The organism is Streptomyces sp. OZ13, assembly GCF_052068155.1.
In the GTDB taxonomy this organism is placed as follows: domain Bacteria; phylum Actinomycetota; class Actinomycetes; order Streptomycetales; family Streptomycetaceae; genus Streptomyces.
In genome coordinates this window covers 137,704-159,935 of sequence record NZ_JBQHCZ010000003.1, presented here as the reverse complement: position 1 = coordinate 159,935, position 22,232 = coordinate 137,704, and the positions used below count along the sequence as shown (strand labels likewise).

At 72.2% G+C, this 22,232-nt stretch carries 21 protein-coding genes and 1 pseudogene; 12 read left to right on the top strand and 10 right to left on the bottom strand.

Features of this window, described 5'->3' with window-relative positions; genetic code table 11:
- The first annotated feature begins 23 nt into the window (after positions 1-23).
- Positions 24-488 (top strand): hypothetical protein, encoded by a 465-nt coding sequence (locus tag ACTMTU_RS07735; protein WP_441262741.1) that lies wholly within the window; start codon positions 24-26, stop codon positions 486-488.
- A gap of 8 nt (positions 489-496) precedes the next feature.
- Here the strand turns inward: ACTMTU_RS07735 and ACTMTU_RS07730 are convergent, their stop codons facing one another.
- The 4 genes from ACTMTU_RS07730 to ACTMTU_RS07715 all read right to left on the bottom strand — a co-directional run bounded on the left by ACTMTU_RS07730 (position 497) and on the right by ACTMTU_RS07715 (position 4,303).
- Entirely contained in the window at positions 497-1,507 is a 1,011-nt protein-coding gene (locus tag ACTMTU_RS07730) for an LLM class F420-dependent oxidoreductase (protein ID WP_441262740.1), read from the bottom strand.
- Positions 1,508-1,612: 105 nt separating this feature from the next.
- A complete protein-coding gene (locus ACTMTU_RS07725) occupies positions 1,613-2,443 on the bottom strand; it encodes a hypothetical protein (protein ID WP_441262739.1) in 831 nt (276 codons plus the stop codon).
- Between the two features lie 151 nt (positions 2,444-2,594).
- Complete coding sequence (locus tag ACTMTU_RS07720; protein WP_441262738.1) at positions 2,595-3,545, bottom strand: N-acetylmuramoyl-L-alanine amidase; 951 nt, start codon at positions 3,543-3,545, stop codon at positions 2,595-2,597.
- A 104-nt stretch (positions 3,546-3,649) separates the two neighbouring features.
- Positions 3,650-4,303, bottom strand: coding sequence for a class I SAM-dependent methyltransferase (locus tag ACTMTU_RS07715; RefSeq protein ID WP_441262737.1), 654 nt, complete (start codon positions 4,301-4,303; stop codon positions 3,650-3,652).
- A gap of 154 nt (positions 4,304-4,457) precedes the next feature.
- Here ACTMTU_RS07715 and ACTMTU_RS07710 point away from each other — a divergent pair.
- The 3 genes and pseudogenes from ACTMTU_RS07710 to ACTMTU_RS07700 form a co-directional block, all read left to right on the top strand.
- A pseudogene (locus ACTMTU_RS07710) lies at positions 4,458-4,735 on the top strand (helix-turn-helix domain-containing protein); the annotation flags it as partial.
- 165 nt (positions 4,736-4,900) lie between these two features.
- The gene (locus tag ACTMTU_RS07705) at positions 4,901-5,437 is read left to right on the top strand and encodes a VOC family protein (protein WP_441262736.1); all 537 of its coding nucleotides are present in this window, start codon (positions 4,901-4,903) and stop codon (positions 5,435-5,437) included.
- Positions 5,430-6,233 carry a MerR family transcriptional regulator gene (locus ACTMTU_RS07700; RefSeq protein ID WP_441262735.1) on the top strand — a complete coding sequence of 268 codons (804 nt, stop codon included), beginning with the start codon at positions 5,430-5,432 and terminating at the stop codon, positions 6,231-6,233. The genes ACTMTU_RS07705 and ACTMTU_RS07700 overlap by 8 nt, the downstream gene beginning before the upstream one ends.
- A 115-nt stretch (positions 6,234-6,348) precedes the next feature.
- Here the strand turns inward: ACTMTU_RS07700 and ACTMTU_RS07695 are convergent, their stop codons facing one another.
- Positions 6,349-6,801, bottom strand: coding sequence for a DUF6069 family protein (locus ACTMTU_RS07695; protein WP_441262734.1), 453 nt, complete (start codon positions 6,799-6,801; stop codon positions 6,349-6,351).
- Between the two features lie 307 nt (positions 6,802-7,108).
- Between ACTMTU_RS07695 and ACTMTU_RS07690 the strand changes: the two genes are divergently transcribed.
- Positions 7,109-8,554 (top strand): MFS transporter, encoded by a 1,446-nt coding sequence (locus ACTMTU_RS07690; protein ID WP_441262733.1) that lies wholly within the window; start codon positions 7,109-7,111, stop codon positions 8,552-8,554.
- A 28-nt stretch (positions 8,555-8,582) separates the two neighbouring features.
- Here ACTMTU_RS07690 and ACTMTU_RS07685 read toward each other — a convergent pair whose 3' ends face one another.
- Positions 8,583-9,215 carry a response regulator gene (locus ACTMTU_RS07685; protein ID WP_441263150.1) on the bottom strand — a complete coding sequence of 211 codons (633 nt, stop codon included), beginning with the start codon at positions 9,213-9,215 and terminating at the stop codon, positions 8,583-8,585.
- 13 nt (positions 9,216-9,228) lie between these two features.
- The gene (locus ACTMTU_RS07680; RefSeq protein WP_441262732.1) at positions 9,229-10,365 is read right to left on the bottom strand and encodes a sensor histidine kinase; all 1,137 of its coding nucleotides are present in this window, start codon (positions 10,363-10,365) and stop codon (positions 9,229-9,231) included.
- Between the two features lie 270 nt (positions 10,366-10,635).
- Here ACTMTU_RS07680 and ACTMTU_RS07675 point away from each other — a divergent pair, with 270 nt between their 5' ends.
- From ACTMTU_RS07675 to ACTMTU_RS07665, 3 genes are read left to right on the top strand one after another with little or no spacing between them, the layout of a single operon-like run.
- Positions 10,636-11,490, top strand: coding sequence for a MaoC/PaaZ C-terminal domain-containing protein (locus ACTMTU_RS07675; protein WP_441262731.1), 855 nt, complete (start codon positions 10,636-10,638; stop codon positions 11,488-11,490).
- Positions 11,491-11,503: 13 nt separating this feature from the next.
- Entirely contained in the window at positions 11,504-12,580 is a 1,077-nt protein-coding gene (locus ACTMTU_RS07670; protein WP_441262730.1) for a Zn-dependent alcohol dehydrogenase, read from the top strand.
- 12 nt (positions 12,581-12,592) lie between these two features.
- Positions 12,593-13,540, top strand: a complete 948-nt coding sequence (locus ACTMTU_RS07665; RefSeq protein WP_441262729.1) for a 3-oxoacyl-ACP reductase — start codon at positions 12,593-12,595, stop codon at positions 13,538-13,540.
- A 624-nt stretch (positions 13,541-14,164) separates the two neighbouring features.
- On the opposite strand, the gene ACTMTU_RS07660 is transcribed toward ACTMTU_RS07665, so the two are convergent.
- A complete protein-coding gene (locus ACTMTU_RS07660; RefSeq protein WP_441262728.1) occupies positions 14,165-15,412 on the bottom strand; it encodes a hypothetical protein in 1,248 nt (415 codons plus the stop codon).
- 184 nt (positions 15,413-15,596) lie between these two features.
- Here ACTMTU_RS07660 and ACTMTU_RS07655 point away from each other — a divergent pair, with 184 nt between their 5' ends.
- Genes ACTMTU_RS07655 through ACTMTU_RS07640 form a run of 4 tightly spaced genes read left to right on the top strand, consistent with a single transcriptional unit; the run spans position 15,597 to position 19,527 of the window.
- Positions 15,597-16,634 carry an ABC transporter substrate-binding protein gene (locus ACTMTU_RS07655; protein ID WP_441262727.1) on the top strand — a complete coding sequence of 346 codons (1,038 nt, stop codon included), beginning with the start codon at positions 15,597-15,599 and terminating at the stop codon, positions 16,632-16,634.
- Positions 16,635-16,676: 42 nt separating this feature from the next.
- Entirely contained in the window at positions 16,677-17,516 is an 840-nt protein-coding gene (locus ACTMTU_RS07650; protein WP_441262726.1) for a Nif3-like dinuclear metal center hexameric protein, read from the top strand.
- A complete protein-coding gene (locus tag ACTMTU_RS07645) occupies positions 17,513-18,256 on the top strand; it encodes a zinc ribbon domain-containing protein (RefSeq protein WP_159695239.1) in 744 nt (247 codons plus the stop codon). The genes ACTMTU_RS07650 and ACTMTU_RS07645 overlap by 4 nt, the downstream gene beginning before the upstream one ends.
- Positions 18,256-19,527: a bifunctional RNase H/acid phosphatase gene (locus tag ACTMTU_RS07640; protein ID WP_441262725.1), complete on the top strand. Its 1,272-nt coding sequence runs from the start codon at positions 18,256-18,258 to the stop codon at positions 19,525-19,527. The genes ACTMTU_RS07645 and ACTMTU_RS07640 overlap by 1 nt, the downstream gene beginning before the upstream one ends.
- 470 nt (positions 19,528-19,997) lie before the next feature.
- On the opposite strand, the gene ACTMTU_RS07635 is transcribed toward ACTMTU_RS07640, so the two are convergent.
- Together ACTMTU_RS07635 and ACTMTU_RS07630 are read right to left on the bottom strand one after the other, a co-directional pair.
- The gene (locus ACTMTU_RS07635; RefSeq protein ID WP_441262724.1) at positions 19,998-20,276 is read right to left on the bottom strand and encodes a hypothetical protein; all 279 of its coding nucleotides are present in this window, start codon (positions 20,274-20,276) and stop codon (positions 19,998-20,000) included.
- Positions 20,277-20,286: 10 nt separating this feature from the next.
- A complete protein-coding gene (locus ACTMTU_RS07630; protein ID WP_441262723.1) occupies positions 20,287-22,041 on the bottom strand; it encodes a S8 family serine peptidase in 1,755 nt (584 codons plus the stop codon).
- Positions 22,042-22,232: the final 191 nt, after the last annotated feature.

Below are 22,232 nucleotides of genomic sequence, written 5' to 3'. Positions count from 1 at the left end.
AGCGTGTTGCCGCTTGTGCGTGTGTGAAACCCGTTCGGGCTCGCCCAAGTGGCGGTACGGGGCCGCCGAGTGACGCTCGGGGCAGTCTGCCTGGAGGTTCCCGTGTCCGTTCCCGTATCCGGATCGTCCGCCGGCCGCAGCCGCGGCCGCCTGCGTCGTGCCCTCGTCGCTTCGGATTCAAGAAGGGCGCCGACGGACGGACGTTCGCCCTGGTGAAGGCCGGGCTCGCGGGGGCCTTCACCTACAACAGGCTCAAGGCGGCCGTGCAGAACGCCAAGGGCGACCCGCTGCTCTCGAAGGCGGTCGCGCCGCTCGGCAAGGGCATCGAGAAGCTGAAGAACATGGGCACCAAGCTGCGCGACGGCACCATCGACGAGAAGGACGTCAACAGCTTCGAGTCCGTCATCACCGATGTGAAGGACGCCGGCAGGAGCGCGGGCGCGCCCGTCAAGGACAAGGTGCCCTCCACGTCGGAACTCGGCGGCTGAGGCCGCCGTTACGCGTTCAGCTCGGCCAGCACCCGCAGCGTGTGCGGGTCCGGCGCCGTGACCAGCAGGTCCGTGACCGGGCCGGTCCGCCACAGCTCCAGCCGCTCCGCGATGCGTTCACGCGGTCCGACGAGCGAGATCTCGTCCGCGAAGTCGTCGGGCACGGCGAGCACCGCCTCCTGTCTGCGGCCCGCCAGGAAGAGTTCCTGGATCCGGCGGGCCTCCGCCGCGAACCCCATCCGCGCCATCAGCCCGGCGTGGAAGTTGCGGGTCGCGTGCCCCATGCCGCCGATGTAGAAGCCGAGCATCGCCTTCACGGGCAGCAGACCCTCGGCGACGTCGTCGCAGACCCGCGCCCGGGCCATCGGGGCGACCATGAAGCCCGCCGGGAGGTCGGCGAGGGACGCCGCGTAGACGTCCGTCCGCAGCGGCGACCAGTACAGGGGCAGCCACCCGTCCGCGATACGGGTCGTCTGCGCGATGTTCTTCGGCCCCTCCGCCCCCAGCAGTACGGGCAGATCCGCGCGCAGCGGATGGGTGATGGGCCGTAGTGGCCTGCCCGTTCCGGTGCCGTCGTCGCCCGTGTACGGGTGGCGGTGGAAGCGCCCGTCCAGCTCCACCGGCCCCTCCCGGGCAAGGACTTGGCGAATCACGTCGACGTATTCGCGTGTCGCGGTGAGCGGGCTGCCGGGGAACGGGCGGCCGTACCACCCCTCCACCACCTGCGGTCCCGACAGGCCCAGCCCCAGCATCATCCGGCCGCCGGACAGGTGATCGAGGGTCAGCGCGTGCATCGCGGTCGCCGTCGGGGTGCGTGCGGCCATCTGCGCCACGGCGGTGCCCAGCCGGATGCGGGACGTGTGGGCCGCGATCCACGTGAGCGGGGTGAACGCGTCCGACCCCCATGCCTCCGCCGTCCACACGGAGTCGTAGCCGAGCCGTTCGGCCTCGCGGGCCAGTTCGAGCTGTCCGGGGTCTGGGCCGCGGCCCCAGTAGCCGAGGGCGAGTCCGAGTCGCATGCCGGTCCGTCCTTCCCCCGCCCGGAGGTCTTCTGACGGGGCGTCAGGGTACGGCAACGGCCCCCCGCCCGGAAGGGCGAGGGGCCGCGCTGTGTGCGAGAGGAATCAGCCGCGCTGGATGCCCGAGGTGTCCTGGAGAACACCACGACGGCCGTCCTGCGTCTGGGCCACGAGACCCGGACCGCGCTGCTCCACCGCCAGGTACCAGGTGCCGGGCGCCAGTTCGGCGATCGGCGTCGGCGAACCGTCCTCGCCGTACAGCGGACGGGCCACCGGCACGGCGAACCAGAACGGGGTGAAGTCCGACGGGGCGCCGCCCTGGGAGGTGTCGGCCGGGCCCGCGGCGGCGGGCTGGGCGGCGGCCTGCGGCTGCCCGCCCTGCGCGCCGTAGGGCTGCGGCTGACCCGGCTGGCCACCGTACGACGGCTGACCGGCACCGGCGCCCGGGTAGCCGTAACCACCCTGCGGCTGGGGCTGCATGCCGTACGGCGGCTGGACGGCGGCCGGACGCGGGGCGCCGACGAGCGGGGCCTTGAGGGCCGGCACCAGCGGAGTGGCGATGGCGCCGCCGGCCAGGGCGATGGTGCCCAGCAGGCCGAGGATGGCGCCGGCGCCCGCGCTGTTCATGTCGATGATCGTCCAGAACATCGTCCAGAGCGCGAAGATGGTGAGGGCCACGCCGAACTGGCCGAGGTCCAGACCTGCGACCTTGCGGCCCGGCATGCCGCGGCTGAGGATCAGCAGCGCGGCGCCGATGATGCCGCCGATGTAGATGGACATCACCGTGCTCAAGGAGTCCCAGGCGTTGAAAGTGGGGCCACAGTCGCCACCGCCGGGGCATTCGTAGCTGGTGAAGCTGAGGAACGAGGCGATGAACAGCACCACCGCTGCTCCGATCACCACGCCGTCGCCTCGAGTGAGGGAGCGGATGTTCACGTAAAAATCCTTCGTCGTCGTCTCATCATCGGGGCGGTCTTCGCTGCCGCCTGTGCGGGCGGTGTGCGCTGACGCGGAGCTCGGGGGTGACTCCCCATCGTAGAGGTGAATCTATCGTCTGCCGGTTCCGGACGTCCGCCCGGTATCGCACTCACCGTTGTAGGTAGCTGCTGATGCCGTCCGCCATTCCCTGGGCCGCCTTCTGCCGCCAACTCGGGCTGGTGAGCAGAGCGACGTCCTCAGGATCCCGCATATTGCCGCATTCGATGAAGACTTTGGGCACGGTCGAAAGGTTCAGTCCGCCCAGATCTTTGCGCACGTCGAGGCCGGTTCCGTCGCCCACGTAATTGGACGGGGAGCTTCCGGTGGCGCGCAGGAACCGGCCGGCGATGCGTTCGCCGAGTTCGCGCGAGGGGCCCACGATCTTCGAGGTGTCGGCGGCGCCCGCCTTGACCCGATCGGGGAGGATCACGTGGAATCCGCGGTTGCCGACGGCCGACCCGTCCGCATGGACCGAGATGACCGCATCGGCCCGCGCTTCGTTGCCGAATCGTGCCCGTTCGTCGATGCACGGACCGAACGGACGATCGCCGTCCTGGGTGAATTCGACCTGTGCGCCCTGCTCTTCGAGGAGTGTGCGGAGACGTCGTGAAACATCGAGGGTGAAATCGGCCTCACGGTAACCGGCGGAGGTCGCCGTGCCTGTCGTGTCGCATTCCTTGCGGTTGGTTCCGATGTCCACCTGGCGGTTGATCTCGCGGGTGTGCGAGAAGTTCCCGGGATTGTGTCCCGGGTCCACCACGACGACCTTCCCCGCGAGCGGACCGGCCTTCTTGGAAGGGGAGGGCGCGGGGGACGAGGGGGGCGGCGCGACGCTCTTCGAACCGGACGGGGCCGGAGACGGGGCCTTGGAGCCGCCGGGCTTGTCCGCGGAGGTCGCGGACCCGGCCGGGGCGCTGCCGCCCCCGGAACCGTCGGCCTGCCACACCAGCCACCCGCCCGCACCGCCCACCACGAGCGCCGCGCCCGCGACGACGGCGACGAGGCCGCGCCGGGAGGGGCGCGGCCGGAGATCACGGTGCTGGTTCTCGTCGTACGACACGGTCGCGATGCTAGCGGGCGGCGGGTCCGGTGGTCGGACTGTCGACGGTGTCGCACCCGACCGGACCCCCGTACGGCGTGCGGCCCCGGTCCCGGGGGCGTCTGTCAGATGCCCGGGCCGGTGCGGCGCAGGACGCGCAGCGAGTCCGTGGCCGAGACCTCGGTGAACGCGCCGGACGCCAGGGCGCGGAGGTAGATGCGGTACGGGGCCTGGCCGGTCCACTCGTCCACCGGGTCGGGGAAGACGTCGTGGATCACCAGCAGCCCGCCCTCCGCGACATGCGGGGCCCAGCCCTCGTAGTCGTTCGTCGCGTGCTCGTCCGTGTGGCCGCCGTCGATGAAGACGAGCCCGGCCTTCCCGCCCCACACCTTCGCCACCTGCGGCGACCGTCCGACGACCGCGACGACATGCTCCTCGAGACCGGCCTTGTGCAGCGTGCGGCGGAACGTGGGCAGCGTGTCCATGAGACCGACCTCGGGGTCCACCGTCTCCGGGTCGTGGTAGTCCCAGCCGGGCTGCTGCTCCTCGCTGCCCCGGTGGTGGTCCACGGTCACGGCGACCGTGCCGGCCTCCCGCGCCGCGTCCGCCAGCAGGATCGTCGAGCGCCCGCAGTACGTCCCCACCTCCAGCAGCGGCAGCCCGAGCGCCCCGGCCTCGGCGGCGGCCGCGTACAGGGCGAGGCCCTCACCCACGGGCATGAAGCCCTTGGCGGCCTCGAAGGCGGCAAGGATCTCCGGCTTGGGAGCGACGGGCGCCATGGGGTCCTCCTGGACGGGGTCGTACGGATCAGGCCATCGTGCCCTACGCGCCGGTAGGTCCCTCGTTCGAGGTGTCCTGCGTGATTCACCTCACGCGGATGCGCCGGGGTGCTGACGGTCGGCCGGAAGCCACAGCGAACGGGGGGCCGACGCGATGGTCCACATGCGCAACCTCGACCCCGGCGCATCGCGCTGGACCACTACTGCGCGGAACTGCGCAGCCGCAGGGAAGCAACGGGCATGACCCAGGCCCGGTTGGGCTCGTGCATCTTCGTCACCGGCGCGCTGGTCGGCCGGATCGAGACGGCGAAGAAGGTCCCCACCCGGGACTTCAGTGAACGGGTGGACGCGGCGCTGGGCACGGACGGCATGTTCTCGCGGCTGGTCGGGCCGGTGCTACGGAGCCAACTGCCGCACTGGTTGCAGGCGTACGGGGCGCCTTTGACGGCCCCTTCCCACCCGGATCGTGAGGCAGACGCGGACGGTCCGGTGCCGTCCCGCCGTAGCGACCGGACCGTTCGTGCCGCGTCCAGCCGCACCGTCGCGCTCGGCGACGGGCTTGACCCTCACGTCGCGTGAGGCTGAAGGGTGGGCCCCATGAGCGACTACTACAACGCGTTCGAGATCAGTCCCGTGCCCACTCCCGGCCCGGACGCGGTTCCGCCGGAGCCGTTCCGTGGCATCTACGGAATGCCGGCGTTCGTGACGATCCCCACGAGTGATCTGGCGGAGTCGGTGGACTTCTGGGTCCGGGGCCTCGGGTTCTTCGAGCTGTTCAGCATCCCCGGCAGGCTCGTGCATCTGCGCCGGTGGGCGTTCCAGGACGTACTCCTCGTCCCGGCGGAGAGCGTGCCGGAGGAGACGCCGGCGATGAGCGTCAGTTTCTCGTGCGTGCTCAGCCAGGTCGATTCCCTGGTCGAGGCCTGTCGTGCGCTGCGCCCGGACTCGGTCGACGGTCCACGGGACACTCCCTGGAACACCCGAGATGTGGCGGTGACCACCCCCGAGAACGCACGGATCGTCTTCACCGCGGCGAAGCCCTTCGATCCGGACAGTCAGGAGGCCCGGAACCTGGCAGCCGTCGGGATCACTCCACCGGACGTCGCTCGAGGCGACAATGAGGACCATGTCTGATGCCACTGACGCCGAGGGCCTGACAGTCGGTCAGGCCTCGGCGCGTCTCGGCGTGACGGTCCGCGCCCTGCACCACTGGGACGACATCGGTCTGGCACGACCGTCGCTGCGCACGGCCGCCGGATACCGGCTCTACACCGCCGGTGATCTGGAACGCCTGCACCGCATCGTCGTCTACCGTGAGCTCGGTCTCGGCCTGGACAGGATTCGGGCCGTCCTGGACGACTCGACCGCGGACGTGCCCGACGCATTGCGCGGGCAGCGCAAACAGGTCACCGAACGGATCGACCGCCTCCAGCAGCTCGGCGCCGGACTGGATCGGATGATCGACGCCCACGAGCGCGGCCTGCTGCTGACCGCCGAGCAGCAGTCCGCGATCCTCGGCCCCCGGTGGAACCCGGACTGGCCCGTCGAAGCCCGTCAGCGCTACGGAGCCACGACGCAATGGCAGCAGTACGCCGAACGCTCGGCCGCTCGCGGTCCGGAAGAGTGGCAGACCGTCGCCGACGCCGTTGCCGACCTCGACCGCGCCCTCGGGGATGCGATGGACGCCGGCGTCGAACCCGGTAGCCCGGAAGCGAATCAACTCGTCGAGCGGCACCGCGAAGTCTTTGCTTCGTACTTTCCCCTCACCAGGCAGATGCAGGTCTGTCTCGGCCGCATGTATGAGGCCGATCCGGGATTCGCCGCCCACTACGACGGCATCCGCGCCGGCCTGGCCACGTGGTTCCGTCGCATCGTCGACGCCGCCGCGCGCGCCCACGGCATCGACCCCGACACCGCGACCTGGCAGTAGAGGCCGGGTCCGGAACCCTGCCGCTTCCGGCACCGCCTCATGCACGCTGTCCTGGCGGCTGTTCCTGCCCGAGCGCCCCGGCGGGACCGGCCCCGAAGTGCGACGCTCCCTCCGGTCACGAGGACCGTCGGCCACGGCTCCCGGCGGCGGCGTGCCGGTCGTCCCTGCGGCGACCGAGCCCGGGGATCAGCACGGCTCCCACGACGACATGCATCAGGCCGAGCCACAGGCGGGTGGAGGTGCTGATGGCGGGGTCCGTCAGCGGCAGGCACGACAGCGCCAGCACCAGCACGGCCGCCACGACCCAGATCGTCCGGCCCCGCCGCAGTGCGAACCGGTCCAGGAGACCGCGCAGACCCCAGCCCGCCAGTGCGGACAGGACGCCGGCGATCAGGATCTGCGGGGCGCCGAGCTCCACCGCGCCCCGCGGCGTGATCACCTCCAGCCGCGCGCCGAGCAGCGGGTCGGCCACCAGCCATACCAGCAGTGGAGCCATGGCCGCGGCCACCACGACAGGGACCGCCGCCGACCGTTCACGCCGGACGGAAACCTCAGGAGCGATGGTCATCGCACTTCCTCCTCCTCATTGGGCAGTAGCGTCACGTGCAACAGCACTTCCACGAGACGACGGGGATCAATCGGCCCACCGCGGCCGCCGCCCGTGTGCCGGTGCCCGGTGACCTGCACAGCACCCACCACGGCACCCGTCCGGCCGAGGTCGGCCGTGACCACCCGCGCGCCGGCGCACACGCGCCCCGGAAATGCCGTCACCGCCACCACGGGCACAAAGCCCTACTAGGTCCCTGGTCCTGGTCCCATGCCACGTGAGCCGTACATCGAAATCAGGATGTACGGACCGCCCTGTCGCTGCGACCATGACAGGCATGCCCCAAGCTCCCTCGAACGCGCAGCAGTCGCTCGCCTCCGCGCCCACCACGCCCTCGCCCCGTACCTGGGCGGTGGTCCTCGCCGCGTGCGCCGGCGCGTTCCTCGTCGTGCTGGACGTGTCCGTGGTGAACGTGGCGCTGCCGTCGATGCGTGCCGACCTGGGACTGTCCGCGACGGGGCTGCAATGGGTGCTCAACGCCTACTCGATCGCGTTCGCCGGGTTCATGCTCCTCGGCGGGCGGGCGGCGGACATATACGGCCGCAAGCGGATGTTCATCGTCGGACTGAGCCTGTTCACCGCCGCGTCCGTCGCGGGCGGACTCGCCCAGGAGGGCTGGCAGTTGCTCGCCGCACGCGCGGTGCAGGGGCTCGGCGCGGCCGTCCTCGCGCCGGCGACTTTGACCATCATCACCTCCGCCGTGCCGCCGGGCCCGGCACGGACCCGCGCGATCGCCACCTGGGCGGCCGTCGGAGCCGCGGGCGGCGCGGCGGGCGGGTTCGTCGGCGGGGTACTGACCGACCTGCTGTCCTGGCGTTGGGTGCTGCTCATCAACGTCCCCGTCGGCGTGGTGGTGCTGGCCGCCGCCGTCCTGTGGCTGACGGAGAGCCGCACCGGCGGCAGCCGCCGGCTCGATCTGCCCGGCGCGGTCCTGGTGACGGGCGGCCTGGCCGCCGTCGCGTACGGCATCGTGCAGACGGAGGAGTCCGGCTGGGGGGCCGGGGTGACGCTGCTGCCGCTCCTCGGCGGGCTCGCGCTGCTCGGCCTGTTCCTGGCGGTGGAGGCCAGGGCGAAGGCGCCGCTCATGCCACTGAAGCTGTTCCGCTCGCGAGCCGTGTCGGCCGCCAACGTGGCCATGCTGGTGACCGGTTCCGCGTCCTTCGCGATGTGGTTCTTCATGACGGTGTACGCCCAGAACGTCCTCGGCTACACCCCGCTGGAGGCCGGCCTCGCCCTCGTCCCCAGCTCCGTCAGCGTCATCGTCGGCTCGAAACTGGCGCCGTCGCTGATGGCCAGAGGCGGCGCGCGCAACGTCGCCGTCGTCGGCACCCTGATCGCCGCGACCGGATTCGGCTGGCAGTCCACGATGACCGCCGACGGCACGTACCTCACGGCGATCGCCGGCCCGGGCATCCTGATGATGGCGGGCATCGGCCTGGCCGCCACACCCCTCGCCGCCCTCGCCACCTCCGGCGCGGACCCCGACGACGCGGGCCTCGTCTCCGGCCTCATCAACACCTCCCGCACGATGGGCGGCGCGCTCGGCCTGTCGATCCTGTCCACCGTCGCCGCCGCACGCTCCGGCGGCGCCACCGGACCGGAGGACCTGACGGCCGGTTACGCGCTGGCCTTCCGTACAGGGACGGGTGTGCTCCTCGCGGGCGCGGTGCTCATGCTGCTGTGGCTGCCGCGGCCCGCGGCGGACCGGGCGTGACCACGGTGGGGCGGGCCGGGTGCGGTCCTCAGAGCCAGCCCTGCTGCCGGGCCGCCCGCACGGCCTCCATGCGGTTGCGGGTGCCCGTCTTGCCGATCGCCGACGACAGGTAGTTCCGTACGGTCGACTCGGACAGGTGCAGCTCGACCGCGATGTCGGCGACGGTCGCCCCGTCCACCGACGCGGCGAGAGTGTCCCGTTCCCTGGCCGTCAGCGGGTTCGGCCCGGCGCCGAGCGCCGCCGCGGCCAGCGCCGGATCGACGACCGTCTCGCCGGTCAGTACCCGCCGGATCGCCTGGGCCAGCTCCTCCACGGGCCCGTCCTTGACGAGGAACCCGGCCGCCCCTGCCTCCATGGCCCGCCGCAGATAGCCCGGCCTGCCGAACGTGGTGAGGATCAGCACCCGGCAGTCCGGCACCTCCCGCGCCAGGTCGGCGGCGGCGTCCAGGCCACTGCGCCCCGGGAGTTCGATGTCCAGCAGCGCCACGTCCGGCCGGGACGTGAGCGCCGCGTCCACGATCTGATCACCGCGCCCCACCTGCGCCACCACGTCGATGTCGGCCTCCAGGCCGAGCAGCAGGGCGAGTGCGCCCCGCATCATGCCCTGGTCCTCCGCGAGAAGGACACGCACGGACTTCGCCGGTCTGTGGTCCCGCGGCATCTCGTTCACGGACTCAGGCTACGACCGCGACCGGCACCTCGGCGGTCACGCGGAAGCCGCCCCGCGGGGCGGGGCCCGACTCCAGTGTGCCGCCCGCCGCGGCGAGCCGTTCCGAGAGTCCCCGCAGGCCGCTGCCGGGCGAGCCCGGGGGTGCTGTCGAGGGGCGGGGGCCGCGGCCGTCGTCCGTGACCGTGAGGCGGGCGTGGTCGGCGGCACCCGTGAGGGCGATCTCGCAGCGCGACGCCCCTGAGTGGCGTACGACGTTGGTCACCGACTCCCGCACCACCCAGCCGAGCAGGGTCTCCGCCTCCGGTTCCAGCAGCGGGCCCGACAGCCGCACGAGGGGGGCGATGCCGGCGGTGGTCAGGGTGTCGCGGGCGCGGGCGAGTTCCGCGGTGAGGCTGCCTTCGCGGTAGCCGGTGACCGCCTCGCGGATCTCGGTGAGGGCCTGGCGCCCCACCGCCTCGATGTCGGTCATCTGGGTCAGCGCCGCCCGCATGTCCCGTTCTCCGAGACGGCGGGCGGCCTCCGCCTTGACCACGATCACCGAGAGGGTGTGGCCCAGCAGGTCGTGCAGGTCACGCGAGAAGCGCAGCCGTTCCTGCTCGACGGCGCTCCGGGCCAGCTCCTCGCGGGCGGCGCGTAGTTCGGCGACCGTCCCGGAGAGCTTGAGGACGACGGCGGTCACCATCGACGAGAGGAACGTGCCGTACACGACGCTGATCGCGACCCAGCCGTCCCGCCAGACGGCGACGGCGCCCGCGGCCACGCAGAGCGGCACGACGACCCGCATCAGCAGCCGGCCCCGCACCACCGCGCCCACGGCCAGACCGAGGAGCGGGAAGAAGAGCAGCCAGTCACCGCCGTAGCCGGCGGCGAGGCAGAAGGTGAGCACGGCCAGAGCCACCAGCGCGCCCCGGGTCACCGCGGAGTCGCGCTTGGCGTCGTGGAAGGCGCGGAAGACGACGGCGAGGTAGAGGGTGTTGAAGGCGAGCACCCCGAGGGCGCCGATCCAGGGGTTCGGGGTCTCGCCCTTGACGAGATTGGCGACGGCGCCGAGCCCCATCAGCAGCCAGGGCAGCATCGCGAATCCGCCTGGCGGACCGGCTGCCACGGGCCCACCGCACCGACGTGTTCCGAAACTGTTCATGGCCCCGACGCTACGGACCGGCCGGCCCGCCCGGCAGAGCCGTATGTACGGACCCGCCGGTGACAAATGTCCTGGGTGTGCGGCCGCCCGAACGGAACTGACGTTGTGTCAGCAGTCTTCACAACCTCCCGAGGCCGCGCTATACATAGGGCCATCGGCCTAGAACGCGTTCTAGAACGGCTCGCCTGGCCGGTCCCGTACGACCTCGGTGCGGCCGACGGTGCGGACGGCCGTGCCGAGGTCTTCCCCTCACCGAGGAGCAGCAGCCCCATGCCCATCGACGCAGCCAGGGCCGTCGCCGCGGAGCCCCGCTCCACCACCGTCACCTGGGACCACAAGGACATCCAGCTGTACCACCTCGGCGTGGGCGCCGGCCGCCCCGCCACCGACCCCGACGAACTGCGCTACACCCTCGAGTCCCGGCTCCACGTGCTGCCGAGCTTCGCCACCGTCGCGGGCGCGGGCAAGGGCGTCGTCGGCGGCCTCGATCTCCCCGGGCTCGACATCCGGCTCGCGTCCGTGCTCCACGGCGGTCAGCGCGTCGAGCTGCACCGCCCGATCCCCGTCACCGGCACGGCCACCTCCACCTCACGCATCGCCGCCGTGTACGACAAGGGGAAGGCCGCGGTCCTGGTCCTGCGCACCGAGGCGGCCGACGACGACGGGCCGCTGTGGACCAGCGACGCCCAGCTCTTCGTGCGCGGCGAGGGCGGCTTCGGCGGGGAACGCGGGCCGTCCGAGCGCCTCGACCTTCCCGACCGGGCCCCCGACCGGACCGTGGAGCGGCACATCCGCGAGGACCAGGCCCTGCTCTACCGGCTCTCCGGCGACCTCAACCCCCTGCACGCCGACCCCGACTTCGCCAAGCTCGCCGGCTTCGACCGGCCGATCCTGCACGGCCTGTGCACATACGGCACCACCCTGAAGGCCGTCGTCGACACCCTGCTCGACGGGGACGTCACCCGCGTCCGCTCGTACCGCACCCGCTTCGCGGGCGTCGTCTTCCCCGGCGAGACCCTCCGCATCCGGATGTGGGACCTGCCCGGCCGCGTCCAGGTCGCGGTGACCGCCGCCGACCGGGACAACGCCCCCGTCCTCGCCGACACCCTCGTAGAAACCGTGTGAAGGGAGCCGCACCATGCGCGCAGCCGTAGTGCACGAGATCGGCCAGGACAAACTCGAAGTCCTCGACGACGTCGAGGCGGTGGGCTTCGGCCCCGGCAAGGTACGGATCCGGATCAGGGCCACCGGCCTGTGCCACTCCGACATCTCCGCCATGAACGGTGTGCTGCCGCAGCCCGCCCCCTTCGTGCCCGGCCACGAGGGCGCCGGCGAGATCCTCGACGTCGGCGACGGGGTCGGCGGACTCGGCGCCGGCGACCGGGTCCTCATGTGCTGGCTGCCCGCCTGCGGAGCCTGTCCCTCGTGCAAGCGGGGTCAGAGCCATCTGTGCCTCGCCGGGTTCATGAACGCCGGCACCCCCAACTTCCGCCGTCCCGGCGGCGACGTCTTCGGCTTCGCCGGCACCGGAACCTTCACCGAGGAGGTCGTCGTCGACGCGGGCTGCGCGGTGCCGATACCCGACGACGTGCCCTTCGACATCGCCGCTCTCATCGGCTGCGGCGTCACCACCGGACTCGGCGCGGCCATCAACACGGCAAAGGTGGAAACCGGTTCCTCCGTCGCCGTCATCGGCTGCGGCGGCGTCGGCATCTCCGCCATCCAGGGCGCGAAACTGCGGGGCGCCGCACAGATCGTCGCCGTCGATCCCGTCGCGTCCAGGCGTGAGGCGGCCCTGCGGTTCGGTGCGACGGAAGCGGTGGAGCCGGAGGCGCTCGGCGACGCCAAACAGCGGATCACCGCGGGGGAGGGCTTCGACTACGTCTTCGAGGTCGTCGGGAAGTCGGCGACGGCCCGCACGGCCTACGAGACGACCCGGCGCGGCGGGACGCTGTGCATCGTCGGCGCCGGCGCGATGGACGACCATCTGCGGTTCAACATGTTCGAGTTGTTCTTCGACGAGAAGCGCATCCTCCCGTCCATGTACGGCGGCGGTGACGTGCTCCGCTCCTACGAACGGGCCATCGAGCTCTGGCGGGCCGGCCGGATCGACCTGGCGGGCCTCATCACCCACCGGGTGCCGCTCGCCGGCATCAACGACGCGGTGGCGCAGATGCGCAGCGGCGAGGCCCTGCGCACGTGCATCGAGATCTGAGGGACGGGACGCATGTCACTCCCCCTCGAAGGTCTGAGCGCGATCGTCACCGGCGCGGGCCGCGGCCTCGGACGAGCAGAGGCGCTGGAACTGGGGCGGCTGGGCGCGGCTGTCGTCGTCAACGACTACGGGCCGCCGGGACGGGACGAGTCGGTCGCCGGATCGGTCGCCGAGTCGGTCGCCGACGAGATCCGGGCGGCGGGCGGCCGGGCCGTGGCCCACTTGGGCGACATCGCCGACTTCCGCACGGCCCGCGCCCTGGTCGATCTCGCCGTCCGTGAGTACGGAAAGCTGGACATCCTCGTCAACAACGCGGGCATCCTGCGCGACCGGATGGTCTTCTCGATGAGCGAGGACGAATGGGACGCGGTCATCCGGGTCCACCTCAAGGGCCACTTCAACACCACGCGATTCGCGGCAGCGCACTGGAGAGAACGAGCCAAGGCGGCGGCGGACGGCCGGGTGTACGGACGCATCGTCAACACCTCCTCCGAGGCGTTCCTCGCCGGCTCGGCGGGCCAGCCCAACTACGCGGCCGCCAAAGGCGGCATCGTCGGCCTGACGACCTCGACGGCGCACGCCCTCGCGAAGTACGGCGTCACGGCGAACGTCATCTGCCCCCGGGCGAGGACCCGTATGACCGAGGACGTCTTCGCGGGCTTCGCGGAGGCGGAACCGGGCGGCTTCGACGCCCTGTCGCCGGAGCATGTCGCACCGCTGGTCGGCTATCTGTCCTCGCCCGCGGCGGCCGTCGTCAACGGCCAACTGCTCGTCGTGCACGGCGGGATGGTGGCGGTGGTGGAACGCCCCCGGGTGGCGGCCAAGTTCGACGCGTCGCTGTCGAAGGGCCCGACGTTCAGCTTCGAGGAACTGGACGGCGTCCTGACGCCGTACTTCGGGGCGAGGCCCCGGGGGGAGACCTTCGCGGCGGGGGAGGTGCTGGGGCTGAGGCGGGGGTGACGGTGGGGGCCGCTGCGTCGCGGGGCCTTTCCCCTACCCTCCCCTTCCCGAAACCGGGATCCGCCCGGGCCCGTACCGCGCTCCGCGCGGTGTTTACGGGGCTCCGCCCCCGCACCCGCGCCTCAAACGCCGGCGAGGCTGATTTCGCGCAGCGAAATCCAGCCCGCCCGGGGGCACCTCCCACGGCCGCCAGGCCGTAGGGGGAGCTTGAGGCCACCGCGCGAAGCGCGGTACGCCGCCCGCAGGGCGGTACGGGGTCCGGGGCTTGCCCCGGTTTCGGGAAGGGGCGGGTAGGGGACAAGCCCGCCGCAGGCGCCAGCCGCGCCACCCGTGCCGCCCTTACGCTCCGTCGCCCCCCGACGGCCTCCGATGCCGCCCCCGTCCCGGCGCCGACGACTCGTCCTTCGCCGCTGCACCGCCCCGGTGCCTACCGGCACCCGTACCCGGACTGCCGCCGCCGGCTTCGCCCCGTCCCGTCGCCGCGGTCTGCGGGCGCGTCTGGGTCGTGTCGGTTCGGGCTTCTGACATGTGGGAAGTCACCCCGTAGAAAATCGCTGCTTACACGTGTCGCAGGCTCCCCGGCCGCCGGCCGGAACCGTGGCCCGGTCGCCCCGGCCCGTGAGTCTAACCACGGGCGGCGCGCCCGGTGAGCGGCGCCTGCTGCAACGGAACGGGCCTGCACACAACAGGACCGTCGGAGCCCTCGCATGGTTCCCCACCTGCGGCTTCCGCTTGTGCCGGTTCTGTGGGCGCCATGTGACCGAAGGTTTCTGCAGAGACGCCGAGGGCTTCCGGAACCTCCGTACGGATCACCCCGCACGGCATCGACTCCGTCGCGCACGGCAGTTGCAGCACGCCGTCCCGGCTCCAGGTGCCGGCGCCCGCCAACCAGCCCTCCGGAGCGGCGAGTTGAATCATTCCGCTGGCCGAGGGGCGCCACAGGCCCACCCAGCTGCCGGCCGCGCCGTCGATCCGCAGGGCCACCGCGCAGCTCTCCGGCATCAGGACCTGCCCGGGCTGCACCGCGAATGGTGTCACCAGCGCGTCCGGCAGCCGCAGGCTCCGAGGGAAACGCACCGGCCGGGTGCTGCCCAGCACGCCCCAGCCGAGCCGGTCCTGCCCGGGCCCCGGCGCGTTCGAACGGATCAGCAGGAGACCGCTGTCGGCGTCCGCGAGGAGCAGCCGGTCGTCGCTCTCGTCCGTGATCTGGAGCAGCGGCGTGACCTCGCCCCCGCGCGCCAGGTCGACCACGACCGTCTTGACGGGGCCGCCGTCCCCCCGCCTGCGGTCCAGCGCGAGCAGCCGTCCCGCGCGGTCCAGCCAGGCGCCGCCCGAGCAGTGCCCCGCCACTTCCGCGACGCGCTCGGGGCCGCGGGCGCCGCCCGTCACCAGCCAGATGCCGGTGGAGTGCGCGTACGGCACAAGGGCGTACGCGAGGACCCCGTCCGGGGACGGCGGCAGCAGTGTCGACTCCTCGGCGGGGACGGCCCCGAGGGGCAGTTCGCCCGTCGCCGGACCGGTCGGGTACAGCAGGGAGAAGGTGTGCCGCTCCGCGACCCGGCGGCTGATCAGCACCCGGCCGTCGGAGAGCGGCAGCACCTGTGCGTCGCGCTCCTCCGGCTGGTCGAGCGGCAGCGGAACGGCGTACGGCTCAAGGCCGTCGAGGGTCCAGCGCTCGGGGAACAGCGCCTCTCCCGTCCCCGCCAGGCGGGCTCCGTACGTGCCGTCCGCGGTGATCGTGATCGCCGGGGCCGCCGTACCGCGAGGGACCTCCGCGTCGCTCGTGGTCCGCGCGCCGTCCGAACCGTCCGTACCGTCCGTACTCGCCACCGCCCCGTCTGCCGCGGCGGTCTCGATGGCACAGGCTGTCATCGATGCCTCACCTCCGGACTCCGAAGCTAGGTTTCGCACTTCCTGCCGAACAGCACGAGAGAGGTCTCTTCACACATAAGGGTGGCCATGCCCTGATTCGCCTGAGATTGAGGGGGCGGTTGTGCTCCCGGGCCAGGCCGTGCTTAAGGTAAGGCCCACCTAAGTACCGGATCAGGAGCACGTCATGTCCCTACGCCGCCGTGGCACAGCCGCCGCAGTCTCCCTCGCAGCCGCTCTCTCCCTCGCCGCCTGCGGCGCCGACGGCGGTGCGGACAAGGACGCGGGCGCCAAGGCGGACGACGGCGGCAAGAAGGCCGTGGCCCAGGGCGGCAAGGACTTCGGCGACGCAGCCGCCAAGACAGCGGCGATGGGCACGGACGCCGAGGCCGGCGAGTTCCCCCGCACCATCACCCACGCCCTCGGCAAGACCGAGATCAAGGCCGCGCCCAAGCGGGTCGTCGTCCTCGACGTCGGCGAGCTGGACAACGTCGCCTCCCTCGGCATCCAGCCCGTCGGCTACGCGCCCACCGAGGGTGACGACGGCATCCCCGGCTACCTGAAGAAGGCGGCCGGCAGCCCCAGGAGCGTCGGCACCATCAACAGCCTCAACCTCGAGGCCATCGCCGCGCTCAAGCCGGACCTGATCCTCGGCAGCCAGCTGCGCGCCGGTGACAAATACAAGGAGCTGTCGCAGATCGCGCCGACGGTCTTCTCCATCCGCCCGGGCTTCACCTGGAAGGAGAACTACCTCCTCAACGCGGCGGCGCTCGACAGGACCGCGGAGGCGAAGGGCAAGCTCGGCGAGTACGAGAAGAAGGCGAAGCAGCTCGGCACCGACCTCGGCGAGAACAAGCCGACGGTCACCATGCTCCGTTACATGCCGGGCAAGATCCGCCTCTACGCGAAGGCGTCCTTCATCGGCACGATCCTCGACGACGCCGGCGTCCCGCGGCCGAAGAACCAGCAGATCAACGACCTCGCCGCCGAGATCAGCCCGGAGAAGATGGACGAGGCCGACGCCGACTGGATCTTCACCGGCGTCTACGGCGACCCGTCGAAGACCAAGCGCGACACCGCCGAGTCCAACCCGCTGTGGAAGGACCTGAAGGCCGTGAAGGCCGGGCAGGCCAAGGACGTTCCCGACGAGACCTGGTACCTGGGTCTCGGCGTCACCGCCGCCGGCGAGGTCCTCGACGACCTGCGCGGCTTCCTCGTCAAGTAGGGCACGGCCGCGGAGGCGGGCGGGGCAGGTAGCCTTTGCTGCGTGCCCCGTCTGTCTGAAGTCATCTCCGCGCTCGACGCCCTCTGGCCCCCGGAGCGGGCCGAACAATGGGACGCCGTCGGCACCGTCTGCGGAGACCCCGACGCCGAGGTCCTCCGGGTGCTGTTCGCCGTCGACCCCGTCCAGGACGTCGTCGAAGAGGCGCTGCGGCTCGGCGCCGACCTGCTCGTCACGCACCACCCGCTCTATCTGCGCGGCACGACGACGGTCGCGGCCGGCCACTTCAAGGGCCGGGTCGTGCACACGCTGATCAAGAACGACATCGCCCTGCACGTCGCGCACACCAATGCCGACACCGCCGACCCCGGCGTCTCCGACGCCCTCGCCGGCGCGCTGGACCTGCGCGTCGTACGGCCCCTGGTGCCCGACGCCTCCGACCCGAACGGCCGTCGCGGCCTCGGCCGGGTGTGCGAGCTGGACCATCCGGAGACGCTGCGGGAGTTCGCGGCACGCGCCGCGAAGCGCCTGCCGGCCACCGCGCAGGGCATCCGCCTCGCCGGTGACCCCGACGCGACGGTCCGCACCGTCGCGGTGAGCGGCGGCTCCGGCGACAGCCTCTTCGACCACGTGCGCGCCGCCGGCGTGGACGCCTTCCTCACCGCCGACCTGCGCCACCACCCGGCGTCCGAGGCCACCCAGCACTCGCCGCTCGGCCTGGTCGACGCCGCGCACTGGGCGACCGAATGGCCCTGGTGCGAACAGGCCGCCGCGCAGCTCGACGCGATTTCCGACCGGAACGGCTGGGACCTGCGGGTCCACGTCTCCACGACGGTCACCGACCCATGGTCCTCCCACCACGATTCCTCTGGAGCCCCCAACTGAACGCCGCGCCCGCCGACCAGATCCGACTTCTCGACGTCCAGTCCCTCGACCGGCGCCTGTCGCAGCTCGAGCACAAGCGCCGGTCGCTGCCCGAGCACGCCGAGATCGAGTCGCTCACCAAGGACCTCACGCAGCTGCGTGACCTGCTCGTCGCCGCGCAGACCGAGGAGAGCGACACCGCCCGCGAGCAGACCAAGGCGGAGCAGGACGTCGACCAGGTGCGCCAGCGCGCCACGCGCGACCAGCAGCGGCTCGACTCCGGCGCCATCACCTCGCCCAAGGACCTTGAGAACCTGCAGCGGGAGATCGTCTCCCTCGCCAAGCGCCAGGGCGACCTGGAGGACATCGTCCTCGAGGTCATGGAGCGCCGTGAGTCCGTGCAGGAGCGCGTCGCCGAACTGACCGAGCGGGTCTCCTCCGTGCAGGCCAAGGCCGACGCCGCCACCGCCCGCAGGGACGCCGCCGAGCAGGAACTCGACAGCGAGGCCGCCTCCGTCACCAAGGAGCGCGAGGTCGTCGCCGGCTCCGTCCCCGCCGACCTGATGAAGCTGTACGAGAAGCTCCGTGCCCAGCAGGGCGGCGTGGGCGCGGCCCGGCTGTTCCAGCGCCGCTGCGAGGGCTGCCAGCTCGAGCTGAACATCACCGAACTGAACGAGGTCCGCGCCGCCGCGCCCGACACGGTCCTGCGCTGCGAGAACTGCCGCCGCATCCTCGTCCGCACGTCCGAATCGGGGCTGTAGTGCCCGTACCGCGCGAGTTCGTCGTCGAGGCGGACGGCGGCTCACGAGGCAACCCCGGCCCCGCCGGCTACGGCGCGGTCGTCCTCGACCCGGTCTCCGGCGAGACGCTCGCCGAGGCCGCGGAATACATCGGCGTGGCGACCAACAACGTGGCCGAGTACAAGGGCCTCGTCGCCGGTCTCAAGGCGGCCCACGCCCTGGACCCGGAGGCGCTCGTCCGTGTACGGATGGACTCCAAGCTGGTCGTCGAGCAGATGTCGGGCCGCTGGAAGATCAAGCACCCCGACATGAAGCCGCTGGCCGCGGAGGCCGCACGCGTCTTCCCGCCCGCGCAGGTCACCTACGAGTGGATCCCGCGCGAGCGCAACAAGCACGCCGACCGGCTCGCCAACGAGGCGATGGACGCGGGCCGGCAGGGCAAGCAGTGGGAGCCGTCGCGCTCCACCGCGGCCCTCGACGCACGCGACGCGGAAGCGGCGCGCGTGGTGGGCGACGCGGCGGCCGGCGCGGCCAAGGCCCGGGCGGCGCTCGTCCGCACCGGGGGCGCGGCCGCTGCCGCCGCTCCCGCCGTCTCCGACGCGGTCGCGGGGGCGGAGCTCCTGGCGACGCCGGCCGCCCCGTCCGCCGGGTGGGGCGCCCCGGACATGGGCCTGCCCGCCACGTTCGTCCTGCTCCGCCACGGCGAGACGGTGCTCACCCCCGAGAAGCGCTTCTCCGGCAGCGGTGGCAGCGACCCGGTGCTCTCCGCCGTCGGCCGCCGCCAGGCGGAAGCCGTCGCCGCGGCGCTCGCCGGGCGCGGCACGATCCAGGCGATCGTCAGCTCCCCGCTGCGGCGCTGCCGTGAGACGGCCGACGCCGTCGCGGCGAAGCTGGGCCTCGGCGTGAGCATCGAGGAAGGCCTGCGCGAGACCGACTTCGCGGCGTGGGAGGGCCTGACCTACGCGGAAGTGCGGGAGCGCTACCCCGACGACCTCGAAGCGTGGCTCGCCTCCCCGAAGGCGGCGCCGACGGGCGGCGGCGAAAGCTTCGCGACGGTGGCGAGGCGGGTGGCCGCGACGCGCGACAAGCTCCTCGCCGTGCACCAGGGCCGCACCATCCTCCTCGTCACGCACGTGACCCCGGTCAAGACCCTGGTCCGCCTGGCCCTCGGCGCCCCGCCGGAGTCGCTGTTCCGGATGGAACTGTCGGCGGCGTCGCTGTCGGCGGTGGCGTACTACGCGGACGGCAACGCGTCGCTGCGGCTGCTGAACGACACGTCGCACTTGCGGTGACGGCGGGGGCGTAGCCGCTGCGCGGGGTCGTTCCCCCACCCCGCGTTTTCCCGAACCGGGGCATGCCCCGGGCCCCGTGCCGCCCTGCGGGCGGCGTACCGCGCTTCGCGCGGTGTCCTCAATCTCCTCCTACGGCCTGGCGGCCGTGGGAGGTGTCCCCGGGCGGGCTGGAAATGCCGCTGCGCGGCACTCCGGCCCGTGCCCTGGCGGCGGAGCTTTCGCTGCGCGAAATCAGCTCGCCGGCGGCGGAGGCCACTCCAGCCTCGCCGGCGTTTGAGGCGCGGGGGTGCGGGGGCGGGGCCCCCGAAACACCGCGCGGAGCGCGGTGCCGGGTCCGGGCGGAGCCCCCACGCGGCGGGCCCGCACATCGGTACAGCGGGAAGGGGCGGGGTGGGGAAACGGCCCCGCGCAGCGGCCACCCCGCCCCCCTTGAGAGACGCGCGGCCAGGGCCGTACGGCCCCGGTCGCGGCTACCCGTCGGACAAGGGGCGCCGTCTGCCCGACAGGGACAGCGACATCACAAAGGGCTCCTCGGACAGCTCGTCCACATCCCGGGGCGAGAGCACCCCCGTCAGCACCGTGGCCGCCGACGGGCGTGCTTCCACGCCTGCCTCGCGGAGCCGGGCGATCTCCCGGTCCGAGGGAGTTCCCGTGAGGCGAAGGACCACGACGAGACTCCGGCTCTCCGGGGCGCGGGCGGCCTCCTCGACCGCGGAGGCCAGGCGGGCGTCGAGCTTTCCGTAGTCCACTCGCCGATTCTCACAGTCCCTTGGCGTTGACGAGTCCGTGTCCCCACTTCGGGTCGAACACTCCCGGCGTCCCGCCGATGACCGTGGCGTCGGCACGCAGCATGTCCTTCAGCCCGGCCGGGCCGAGCTCGGGGTCGCGCTGCAGCAGCAGAGCCGTGATGCCCGTGACGAACGGTGCGGCCATGCTGGTGCCCTGCATCGCCACATGCTTCGTGTCGGTCATGAATTCACGGCGGACACCGACGGCGTCCCGGGACAGGGCGGCGACCAGCATGGCTCCGGGAGCGGCGATGTCAGGTTTGGGTTCGCCGTCCCGGCGCGGCCCTTCGCTGCTGAAGCTCGCGATGTCGTCGGCTGCGAGCCAGCTCGCCTCGCGGGTGATGCCGTCGATGTCGTCCCACTCCGTGCGCGATGTGAAGGCCGCGACCGTGACGGCCGAGGATGCCGTGCCCGGCGAGCCGATCTTGAGCGCGTCGTGCACGGCGCGGCCGCTGAACTGCGACTGCGGTCTGGCGTCCGCGTTGCCGAGCATCCATACGTCCACCACGCCGCTGGTCACTTCCCGGGCCCGCACCACGAGCCGCCATCCGCCCGGCGCGGTGGCGGGACCGTGGCCGGTCGGTTCGACCCCTACGAAGAAGTTGTGGTCACCGTTGGCGCGGTCCGGTCCCGGGGTGACGAGTTCGACCGTGCCTTCCGGCAGTTGGTGACGGGAGACCGGCGACCCCGAGGGCCGGACGGCCTGGAACGGGGTCGACGCACCGGACGGCGAGACCATGGCGATGTCGAACCGGTCGCTCCCGGAGTACCAGCCGTTGAGGGCGAAGACGTCGGGGGCGCCGTCGAGGATGCCCGGATGGCAGGGGACGGTACGCGTCGTCCCGTCCGGCACGGTGATCCTCGCGTGGATGTCGTCGTCGCCTTCGTTCCCGGCCGCGCAGCACACGATCCTGCCCGGCCCCGACGCCTCCTCGATCGCCTGGGACATCAGGTCGGTACCGTCGGGCGGGTCGAAGTGGCCGCCGAGACTGAGGTTGACCACCGCGGGCAGTCCCAGCTCGTCCGCGACGCGGAAGACGTACTGGATGCCGTCGATGATGTGGGCATCCATGAAGTCGGTCTTGACCACCACGAGGCGGGCATCCGGCGCGACGCCCTCCTCTCCGGCGGCGATGCCGGCGACGTGGGTGCCGTGGCCCTCTGTGTCCCGCGAGAGTGAGGTCGTGGTCAGGTCGGCGCCGGTGAACTCCGTGCCGTAGCCCCCTTCCGCGACACCGGTCCCGGGCATCGTCTGGTCCCAGATCCGCTCGATCCGGCCGGCGAAGGCGGGATGCCGGGGATCGATGCCGGTGTCGACCACCCCGACGACCACGTCGCGGCCGGTGAGGCCGGAGTCCGTCCGGAAGTCTGCCGTACCCGTTCTGGCCTGTGCCGCGTGCAGGCAGGGACGCAGTTGCGTGGCGGGTGCGATGCGCTTGACGGCAGGGTTGCCGGCCAAGCGGTCCAGCGCGTCCAGCGCGACGATGGCGGTCCGTACCTCATGGCCGCCGTGGTTGAGTTCGATCCCCTCGCCCCAGCTGACGTCGGGCGGGACGTCCGGATCGCACTGCAGGGACACCACGACGCGAACGGGCTTGGCGCGCTCGCGAACCGAAACGAGCCCCAGCATCCGGGTCTGCCGGACGAGCGGAGCTCTCGTCCTTCCTTCCTGCACGTATCGCTCGTACGCCGCCGCGAGTGGTGACGCCAACTTGTCGAAGTCCACTGCCGTTGCTCCTCCCTGGACCCGCGGCGCAGCCGTCCGGGGCGACCAGGACGAGAGTCTCCCGCAGGCGCCGGGAGGCAACTGCCGCGTAATCGGGCCGTGTGCGTCCTGTCACCGCCGACCCTCCGGCCGTCGGGCCTCCTGTGCTCACGGGAGGGGACAGGGGTGAGCCTGCCACCGGGTCGTCCGGG

Coding starts and splice junctions, on each gene's coding strand:
- ACTMTU_RS07730 (WP_441262740.1), bottom strand. CDS start 1,507: ATGCGACTCGGACTCGCCCTCGGCTACTGGGGCCGCGGCCCAGACCCC.
- ACTMTU_RS07715 (WP_441262737.1), bottom strand. CDS start 4,303: ATGGCGCCCGTCGCTCCCAAGCCGGAGATCCTTGCCGCCTTCGAGGCC.
- ACTMTU_RS07705 (WP_441262736.1), top strand. CDS start 4,901: ATGAGCGACTACTACAACGCGTTCGAGATCAGTCCCGTGCCCACTCCC.
- ACTMTU_RS07700 (WP_441262735.1), top strand. CDS start 5,430: ATGTCTGATGCCACTGACGCCGAGGGCCTGACAGTCGGTCAGGCCTCG.
- ACTMTU_RS07695 (WP_441262734.1), bottom strand. CDS start 6,801: ATGACCATCGCTCCTGAGGTTTCCGTCCGGCGTGAACGGTCGGCGGCG.
- ACTMTU_RS07690 (WP_441262733.1), top strand. CDS start 7,109: ATGACAGGCATGCCCCAAGCTCCCTCGAACGCGCAGCAGTCGCTCGCC.
- ACTMTU_RS07685 (WP_441263150.1), bottom strand. CDS start 9,215: ATGCCGCGGGACCACAGACCGGCGAAGTCCGTGCGTGTCCTTCTCGCG.
- ACTMTU_RS07680 (WP_441262732.1), bottom strand. CDS start 10,365: ATGAACAGTTTCGGAACACGTCGGTGCGGTGGGCCCGTGGCAGCCGGT.
- ACTMTU_RS07675 (WP_441262731.1), top strand. CDS start 10,636: ATGCCCATCGACGCAGCCAGGGCCGTCGCCGCGGAGCCCCGCTCCACC.
- ACTMTU_RS07670 (WP_441262730.1), top strand. CDS start 11,504: ATGCGCGCAGCCGTAGTGCACGAGATCGGCCAGGACAAACTCGAAGTC.
- ACTMTU_RS07665 (WP_441262729.1), top strand. CDS start 12,593: ATGTCACTCCCCCTCGAAGGTCTGAGCGCGATCGTCACCGGCGCGGGC.
- ACTMTU_RS07660 (WP_441262728.1), bottom strand. CDS start 15,412: ATGACAGCCTGTGCCATCGAGACCGCCGCGGCAGACGGGGCGGTGGCG.
- ACTMTU_RS07655 (WP_441262727.1), top strand. CDS start 15,597: ATGTCCCTACGCCGCCGTGGCACAGCCGCCGCAGTCTCCCTCGCAGCC.